At 35.8% G+C, this 9,222-nt stretch carries 7 protein-coding genes; 3 read left to right on the top strand and 4 right to left on the bottom strand.

Translation table 11 applies throughout. From position 1 onward, the window contains the following. Positions 1 to 180: 180 nt before the first annotated feature. The 4 genes from OZD64_RS05160 to OZD64_RS05145 are packed head-to-tail and all read right to left on the bottom strand — an operon-like array spanning position 181 to position 2,488. Entirely contained in the window at positions 181 to 441 is a 261-nt protein-coding gene (locus OZD64_RS05160) for a hypothetical protein (RefSeq protein WP_010962369.1), read from the bottom strand. A gap of 30 nt (positions 442 to 471) precedes the next feature. Beyond that, positions 472 to 1,080 (bottom strand): SCO family protein, encoded by a 609-nt coding sequence (locus OZD64_RS05155; protein ID WP_010962368.1) that lies wholly within the window; start codon positions 1,078 to 1,080, stop codon positions 472 to 474. A 44-nt stretch (positions 1,081 to 1,124) separates the two neighbouring features. Beyond that, positions 1,125 to 1,820, bottom strand: a complete 696-nt coding sequence (gene dnaQ / locus OZD64_RS05150; protein WP_274999445.1) for a DNA polymerase III subunit epsilon — start codon at positions 1,818 to 1,820, stop codon at positions 1,125 to 1,127. A gap of 17 nt (positions 1,821 to 1,837) precedes the next feature. Beyond that, a complete protein-coding gene (locus OZD64_RS05145; RefSeq protein WP_010962367.1) occupies positions 1,838 to 2,488 on the bottom strand; it encodes a Tim44/TimA family putative adaptor protein in 651 nt (216 codons plus the stop codon). Positions 2,489 to 2,652: 164 nt separating this feature from the next. Between OZD64_RS05145 and secB the strand changes: the two genes are divergently transcribed. The 3 genes from secB to putA all read left to right on the top strand — a co-directional run bounded on the left by secB (position 2,653) and on the right by putA (position 9,031). Continuing rightward, a complete protein-coding gene (gene secB, locus OZD64_RS05140) occupies positions 2,653 to 3,156 on the top strand; it encodes a protein-export chaperone SecB (protein ID WP_038199468.1) in 504 nt (167 codons plus the stop codon). Positions 3,157 to 3,170: 14 nt separating this feature from the next. Further along, entirely contained in the window at positions 3,171 to 5,756 is a 2,586-nt protein-coding gene (gene acnA, locus OZD64_RS05135; protein WP_038199466.1) for an aconitate hydratase AcnA, read from the top strand. Positions 5,757 to 5,890: 134 nt separating this feature from the next. Beyond that, a complete protein-coding gene (gene putA / locus OZD64_RS05130) occupies positions 5,891 to 9,031 on the top strand; it encodes a bifunctional proline dehydrogenase/L-glutamate gamma-semialdehyde dehydrogenase PutA (RefSeq protein WP_038199463.1) in 3,141 nt (1,046 codons plus the stop codon). The last annotated feature ends 191 nt before the right edge of the window (positions 9,032 to 9,222 follow it).

Here is a 9,222-nt window from a genome sequence, read left to right as displayed (position 1 = left end):
TAAAAGAAATTTCACTACCACTCACTAATCCGGCTAAAATTCAAGAATTTCAATGCTTTAGCTATTTTCAATAGAATTAAATTTATTAATGTAAATAATAAATTACTATTCTTAAATTTGATCAGATTGATTGCAAAAAAAACAAGATTTTCAATAGGTTACTTATAATCCTAACTATAGTTAGCCTTTCATAAGTAGCGATGCAACAAAGCCCACTGGAATCCAGAAATTTTGCTTATAACTGAGCTGATGAGCTAAAGGTAGTTGTCTTACGCTAAAACAAACGTTTTTAATTAAGTTGCATAGAAGCTGGATCCCAGTGTCTGGGCACTGGGATGACACCCCACTGGTGGGAATTGCTCCCAAACTACAACGTTCGTACAGTTGTGTGTGTCTTCCCATGGAGATTGCTCTCAAATCATAATGCTCATGCAGTTGCATGCTCGACTAATTAACAGAAAAATCTATAATTCAGTTTACGTATTTTCTTATCTCAGCCAAAATCTTATCAGATTGACTTTCGTCTGAATTTAAATCAGCTGCAAAGTGTGTAACATATTTTCCTCCAGGGCCAATAAGGTACATTATTGAAGAATGGTTGATTTCTTCTTCTCCACCAACTTTGCTAGCATATACTTTATACTTTGCAATTACTTCGTCTATTTTTTCTCTTTCACCAGTTAACATTTGTATTCTGTGGTCAAATTGCTGCTGAAATTCTTTAAGTCTTTCCGTGCTATCGCGCTCAGGATCGACTGTGATGAAGAATGTTTGTAGCTTGTTGTTAGTTTTCTCATCTAACTTTGCAAGTGTTTCTGAAATTATTCCAAGGTTCATAGGGCAAATTCTTTTGCATGAGGAAAACCCAAAGAAAATCATCATGTATTTATCTTTAAAATCACTACTGCGCAAGATCTGTCCGTCCTGATTAATTAAAGAAAAATCTCCGCCTATCTTAACTTCTGCGTTGTGAATCGCTGCTGGGGCAAATATGCCTTTTTTAGTGAAATAACAATAACCTAAAAAAACAACTGCTAATGCTGCTAGCACATTAGATAATAATCTTATAAACCTTACCATTAGAATGCTCTCAGTAAAATTGAATTGTATCTTTATTGGTTAACCTATTCAATATATTTATTCCAAAGTGTATTGTTAATTTTGTCTAACAGTTTCTTATGTTCATCAATTTCTTCACTATTTGGTAAATGTTCTCTGGGAGTTAGATTACGTACTTTATGCTGAACGAATGTGGAGTTACTGTCCTGATTGCATTCATTATCAAACAGAAAGGTTTGTAACCCTCCTGTAAGTTCAACATATACCTTTGCAAGCAATTGAGCATCAACTAGTGCTCCGTGCAATTCTCTATTCTCTAGCGATATATCAAAACGCTTACATAATGCATTCAAAGAAGCAGGTGATCCTGCGAATTTTTTCCTCGCAAGAGGTAATGTATCTAGCACTCTGTCTGAGGAAATTAACCTAGCATTCAGCTTGCTTAACTCCATGTTAAGGAACTTAACATCGAATTCAGCGTTGTGAATTACCAAAATATCATTAGATATAAAGTCAAGAAATTCAAGTGCAACATCTGAAAATAATGGTTTATCTTCTAAAAATTCTTCACTAACACCGTGAATCTTAAACGAGTGATAAGGTATATCTCTTTCTGGGTTAAGGTACCGATGGAATACTTTACCTGTTGGAATGCGGTTAATTAATTCCACACACCCTATTTCAATAATTCGATGACCAGATTCAGTGTCAAGACCTGTCGTTTCAGTGTCAAGTACTATTTCGCGTAGCTTGCTTTCCATTTCAAATAAAACTCATCTTACTTATCATTTGTCTTATCGTTACTTGTCTTTTTATAGTGAATAGAAACAAGCAACCAGCTTGGGTCTGATGAATTAACATTTTTTTTGAATTGCCATACATCCTCAACTTTATTAATAGTGGATGTACTACCTGATATTATATCTCCTTCATTGTTCTTAACGAAGTTAATTTGCTCTGAAAGGAAATATACTGCAATAAACACTGCGTTTTTTACTAGCTTTATTTCTAAAATCTTTTGTGAAACGATAGAAACAATTATAGACTCGTGCACCTCTTTACGATGTTTAATCTTCTCTGCAAAATTATCATATAAGTCTTTATCGAGAAGTGGTTTTAACTGAGACAAATTTCCTTGATTGAAACATTTTATTATTAATTCAAAAGCTATGCTTGAACCTTCTATAAAGTGGGAAATAGAAAAATCTTTGTTTTTTTTTAATATTTGTTTATAAGTAACTTTTATTGAATTTTCATCATTGCTATCAATGTAACCCTCAATGTTTTCTACTACATCTTCTCTACTTCGGCTTACATCCAATACATTAGTTAGCTTTTTTAGGTTGAGGTTGGCTGACCTTCCTAAAGAATTATACAAACGTGAAAAAATGAACGCCGCTAATAAAGCATATATTACAAGCTCTATCATAGTAACTCAACTCCTTGGCATATAAAGTATCCGAACATTATTAATTATTAATGAAAATATGTTTTTCATATCAACTTATAATCAGGTTTGCTATTCGTTTGTAAATGAATATATTATATAAGAAAGTATTAAATATCTCAACTTAATTAAAGGAGACGTAAGAAATGCCACAACAAAAAATGAGAATTCACGGTCAATATGTTAAAGATCTATCATTTGAGAATCCGAATTCGCCATTCCTTTCTTCTAGTAAAGCTCCAGATATTAATGTAGTGGTTAATATCAATTCAGCAAAATTAGAAGGGACGAAAAACAAAGAAGAAGTGAATGAAGAAAAATCTTTTCATGAAATTACTTTGCATATAGAAGTCAAAGCAACGGTAAAAGATGAAGGCATAAAAGATGGTGTAGCTTTCATTTGTGAGACGAAATATTGTGGCATTTTTTCAATAGAAAATTTAAAAGAGTTGAGTGAGGAAGAGGTAAGACAAGCTTTGTTTATTGGCGGACCTACTTTTCTTTTCCCTTTTGCAAGAGAAATAATTGCAAGAGTTACAAGTAGTGGTGGATTTCCCCCACTGATGCTAGATCCTATAGATTTTGAAACTATGTATGAGCAGCAAGGTCAACAACAAAAAAGTAACGGTAGTAATTCCAATTTTAACTAATATAGTGTGATAGGATGAACAATTCTTTAAATGCAAAAACGACTTTAAACATTGACGGGAAGTCATACAACTATTTTAGCCTAAGTAGTGCTAGTGAATTTTTAGGAATAGATGTGACTAAATTGCCTTGCTCACTTAAGGTTCTGCTTGAAAGTTTATTGCGCAATGAAGATGGAGTAAACGTAAAGCTAGATGACATAAGAGTACTAGCAGACTGCGTTAATAAACATACTAATCACGAAATTAGCTATAAACCAGCAAGGGTGTTGATGCAAGATTTTACAGGGGTTCCTGCTGTTGTTGATCTAGCTTCAATGCGGGACTATGTTAAGAAAAATGGAGGAAACCCAAGCAATATAAATCCGTCTGTACCGGTTGATCTTGTGATTGACCATTCTGTTCAAGTAGATAGTTATGGAAGTGTTTCCGCATTCAGTAAGAACGTTGAGTTAGAAGTAAAAAGAAATTTGGAGAGATATCAATTTTTAAAGTGGGGAGAATCGTCCTTCACAAATTTTAGAGTAGTGCCGCCTGGCACAGGGATTTGCCACCAAGTGAACCTTGAATATTTAGCGCAAGTTGTGTGTAATAATGATGGAGTCATATATCCTGATACTTTAGTTGGTACTGACAGCCATACTACAATGGTTAACGGGTTATCAGTTCTTGGTTGGGGTGTTGGAGGCATAGAAGCTGAGTCTGTGATGCTTGGTCAACCAATTAGTATGGTGATTCCAGAAGTAGTTGGATTTAAATTAATTGGCAGACTGCCGGAAGGAGTAACTGCGACTGATTTAGTGCTGACGGTTACCAATATCCTAAGAACAAAAGGCGTTGTTGGTAAGTTTGTAGAATTTTATGGTGATGGTTTAGATTATTTATCTTTGGCAGATAGAGCCACTATAGCAAACATGGCCCCAGAGTATGGTGCAACTTGTGGGTTTTTTCCAATTGATCAGAAAACACTCGATTATTTACATTTAACAGGGCGACCAGAAAAGCTGATTAAGTTAGTTGAGGCTTATGCGAAAGAGCAAGGATTGTGGCGTGGCAATAATGAGTTAGCATTTTTTGACGCACTAGAACTTGATTTATCGAGCGTGAAGCCAGTAATGGCTGGTCCTAAAAGACCACAAGATAAGGTTTTTCTTTCACAAGTGGCAGAGTCTTTTTCTAAATCATTTTCAGTTAATGAGTCAAAGGAAAGCGATAAACTCCAAGATGGAAGTGTAGTTATTGCAGCAATAACAAGCTGCACTAATACTTCAAATCCAAGTGTGATGATTGCTGCAGGTCTTGTAGCTCGTAATGCAATTAAACTTGGATTAAAATCAAAGCCTTGGGTTAAAACTTCTCTTGCTCCAGGGTCACAAGTTGTAACAGAATATTTAGAAAAGTCTGGATTGCAGGTAGATCTAAATGCTTTGGGTTTTAATCTAGTTGGATATGGTTGCACAACTTGCATTGGGAATTCTGGTCCACTTAATAAAGATATAGAAGATGGCATTAAAAACAAAAACTTAACCGTTGCTGCAGTTTTATCTGGCAATCGTAACTTTGAAGGAAGAATTCATCCGTTAGTCAAAGCTAATTACTTGGCATCTCCGCCACTTGTTGTTGCATATGCACTTGCTGGTACTGTGCAAATTGATCTGACAAAAGATTCAATATGCAAAGATAAGAATGGAAATGATGTCTATCTCAAAGATATATGGCCAACAAACAATGAAATCGAAGATTGTGTTAAAAGTGTGGTAACACGTGAGATGTTTATACAAAAGTATAAGGATGTTTTTTCTGGTGATGAACATTGGCGGAAGATAAAGTGTGAAAAAAGTGAAATCTATAATTGGGATGCAAACAGTACTTACATACAAAATCCGCCTTATTTTGATAACTTATCACCTAAAAATAATAAAATCGATATAAAGGGTGCACAAATATTAGCAATGTTTGGCGATAGCATAACTACTGATCATATTTCCCCTGCGGGAAATATTGCCTCGAGTAGTCCTGCCGGTCTATATTTAAAAGGGCTTGGAATTGAACCACGGGATTTCAATTCATACGGGTCTCGCCGTGGTAATCACAATGTAATGATGCGTGGAACTTTTGCTAACATTAGAATAAAAAATGAAATGGTTAGCACCGAAGGTGGATATACAAAATATATTCCTTCTCAAGAAACTATGCCAATTTTTGATGCGGCGATGCGCTACAAGGAAGCTCTCATCATTGTAGCAGGAAAGGAGTATGGCACAGGTTCAAGTAGGGATTGGGCAGCAAAGGGTACTTTATTGTTGGGGATTAAAGTTGTAATTGCAGAAAGCTTTGAGCGTATACATAGGTCCAACTTAGTTGGTATGGGTGTTCTTCCACTTATATTCCAAAATGGAATAACCAGAAAGATATTTGATGGTAGTAAGGTAATAAGCATAAAAGGTGAAATAGTGCCAGGTGGAAATCTAGAATGTATCATCAAAGGAAAGGATAATTCTGAACAATCAATTCAACTCAAATGCTGTGTACAAACCGCAACTGAGACTAAATACTTGATGTGTGGTGGAGTGTTGAGCTACATACTTGCACAATCTTTTTGATTTAGTGAAGTTATTGCATGGACTTCTTTTAGCCAGCCCTGATCCCTTTGTAAATAGCAGTTTGCTCTGCGCAAAGTTATGATATAATTTCACCATACATATGGTGTCGGAGTATTTTTTGGAGATAATTATATATGATAAGCTCTATACAAGAACCTAATGAACTCAGAAAACGTTTACAAGGATTTTATCGTACTGATGAAAAGAGTTATATACGTTATCTTGTAGAAAAAGCAGAGCTTTCGGCTGATTCAAAAAATAGAATTTATAATATTGCAAAACAAGTTATTGAAAAAATCAAACACAATAAATTAAGTATTGTAGATTCCTTTATGCAGCAATACTCGCTTTCCAATGATGAAGGAATAGCATTGATGTGCCTTGCTGAATCACTACTTAGAATACCAGATGATTATACAATAGACGAAATAATCAAAGATAAAATTGCCAATCAGGAATGGAATAAATATTTAGGGCACTCTTCTTCGTTGTTTGTCAATGCTTCCACATGGAGCTTGATGATAGGTAGCAGTATATTGAGAGATAATGAAGGCGATTCGAAGTTCTATTACGCAATTTCTAAGTTACTTAAGAATTTAGGAGAACCGATCATTCGCAAAGCAGTAAAACAAGCAATGTCTATGCTTGGTAATCATTTTGTTGTTGGAGAAACCATAGAAGAAGCTTTAAGGTATGCAAAACTAGATGACAATAGTAAGTTTTTATACTCTTTTGATATGCTTGGCGAAACTGCTCACACAGCTGAAGATGCAGAAGAGTATTTTAATTCATACATGCACTCAATAAAAGCTATAGGTGAATCCACTGAAATAAATGATTGTTTTAAATCGCATGGAGTTTCAATCAAATTGTCTGCGTTACATCCACGTTATGAATTTGGTCAATTCGATAATATAGCTGAAGAGTTGAGAGCTAAACTGCTAGAGCTTTGTCATGAAGCAAAAAAATACAACATTTCATTATGCATAGATGCAGAAGAAACAGAAAGGCTTGAAATGTCCTTAATCTTGTTTGAACAATTACGGCTTGATGAATCACTTTCTGAGTGGGAAGGGCTTGGCTTGGCTGTGCAAGCATATCAAAAGCGCGCTTTATCTGTTCTTGACTTTGTTGAAGATGTTGCTATCCGATCAAAGCACAAAATTATGGTGAGGCTTGTAAAAGGTGCATATTGGGATTCAGAAATCAAGCGTACGCAAGAATTGGGATTAAATGATTACTCAGTATTTACAAGAAAAAGCTATACTGACGTATCTTACTTCGTGTGCGCACAGAAACTTTTGAGTAAACCAAACAGCTTTTACCCATGCTTTGGAACTCATAACGTCTATACTTTTGCTTCTATCATGGAACTTGCTGATAAAAACCACCCTGGATTTGAATTTCAACGCTTACATGGAATGGCAAAAGACTTATATGATTATGCAATGTCAGAGCTTGCAACAAATGTTAGCTGTCGTGTCTACGCACCCGTTGGGGAACATAGTGACTTGTTGCCTTATCTTATAAGACGCCTTCTTGAAAATGGAGCTAATAGTTCGTTTGTTAATCAAATAAGTGATCCTAACGTTAAAATCGATGAGTTAATTTCAGATCCACTGGAAAAAGCTATAAATTTTAATTATGAACCTCATCCAGGCATTCCATTACCACAAGATATTTTGGGACCAGAAAGAAAAAATTCCTTGGGGATGGATATTAGTGATTCTGTGATAGTCTCACAATTTGCAGATGATATAAAGGGTTTTAGTGAAAAAAAGTGGCAAATTGGACCAATAATTGATGGAAAAGCACTATTTGATAATGCTGAATTTATCGAAGTAGTGAATCCTGCACATTTGGAAAATGTAATTGGAGAAGTGTCAAGTGCAACAAGCGATCAAGCTTTAAACGCTCTTGAAATAGCACACAGTGCTTTTGCTAAGTGGCAGAATGTTTCAGCAGAAGAGCGCGCTAAATGCCTTGAAAAAGCTGCAGATTTGCTTGAGGAAAGAATGAAAGAGTTAATTTACATTCTGATTGTGGAAGCAGGAAAAATTTTATCCGATGCAATAGCAGAAGTAAGAGAGGCAATCGACTTTCTGCGTTATTATGCAATGATAGCAAAAAATGAACTGAGCGACTGGAAAAAATTGCCGGGCCCAACAGGTGAAGATAACTTCATCTTTTTTGAAGGCAGAGGAGTTTTCTTATGCATATCACCGTGGAATTTTCCGCTCGCTATCTTCATTGGGCAGGTCTCAGCTGCACTTGCAGCAGGTAATGCAGTGCTGGCAAAACCGGCAGAGCAAACGCCGATTATTGCCTACGAAGCTGTTAAGATACTACATGAAGCTGGGATACCAAAGAATGTGTTACACCTCATTCCTGGGGATGGTGGATATTTAGGCAAAATATTAGTTCCAGACAATAGAATTGCCGGAGTAGCTTTTACTGGCTCAACACAAACTGCTCAAATAATCAATAAAATGCTTGCAAATAGGGATGGTCCTATTGTGCCACTTATTGCTGAAACAGGAGGGCTCAATGCTATGATAGTTGATAGCTCTGCTCTTTTAGAGCAAGTGGCTATGGATGCTTTGCTTTCTGCGTTTCGTAGCAGTGGTCAACGCTGTTCTGCACTTAGAGTGCTGTTTATTCAAGAGGACATAGCAGAGAAGCAGATAAAAATGATATGCGGTGCAGCGCAAGAACTCAAGATTGGTGACCCAATACAACTTAGCACTGATATTGGTCCAATAATTGACAAAGCATCTATCGATATGCTAACTCAACATACGCAAAAAATGTCAGAGGACGAAGATTCAAATCTGTTATTTAAAGTACCCATGGATACAAATTCTCATAATGGTTATTTCTTTCCTCCATATATTTATGAGATACAAAAAATTTCGCAATTAAAGCAAGAAGTATTTGGTCCTATTTTACATATCATACGTTTTAACAAGTCACAATTAAATGAAGTTACAAGTGATATAAATAGTACTGGATATGGGCTTACGTTTTCTTTGCAGAGTCGTATACAAAGTCAAATTGACACTATAAGTAAAAAAATATCAGTTGGAAATGTCTACATCAACCGTAACCAGATAGGTGCAGCAGTTGGGATACAACCATTTGGTGGTAGAGGACTATCTGGCACTGGGCCAAAAGCTGGTGGTCCTCATTATTTACAGCGTTTTTCTACAGAAAAAGTTGTAAGTGTTAACACTACAGCATTTGGTGGTAACACTACACTTATGTGTTTGGATTAATTTGCGGGCCCTAATTTTTCTTACCCCTAAACTAGACGTTCGTGCAGTTATGTACACAGCGCTAAAACCCGAAAAGGACCAGCTCATGCACTGAAATAAATCGTATCCGTTCAGCCAATGGCGTCAACTTAAGAACTTTCATTAGCAAACTCTCCTAAAGACATGATGGCGTTTAGGCTTATCTACTTTAT

Origin of the sequence: Wolbachia endosymbiont of Drosophila tristis (genome assembly GCF_028981745.1) — a bacterium.
Classification (GTDB): domain Bacteria; phylum Pseudomonadota; class Alphaproteobacteria; order Rickettsiales; family Anaplasmataceae; genus Wolbachia; species Wolbachia pipientis.
Note: the sequence above shows the minus strand (reverse complement) of the source record. Positions and strands in the feature narration are given on the sequence as shown.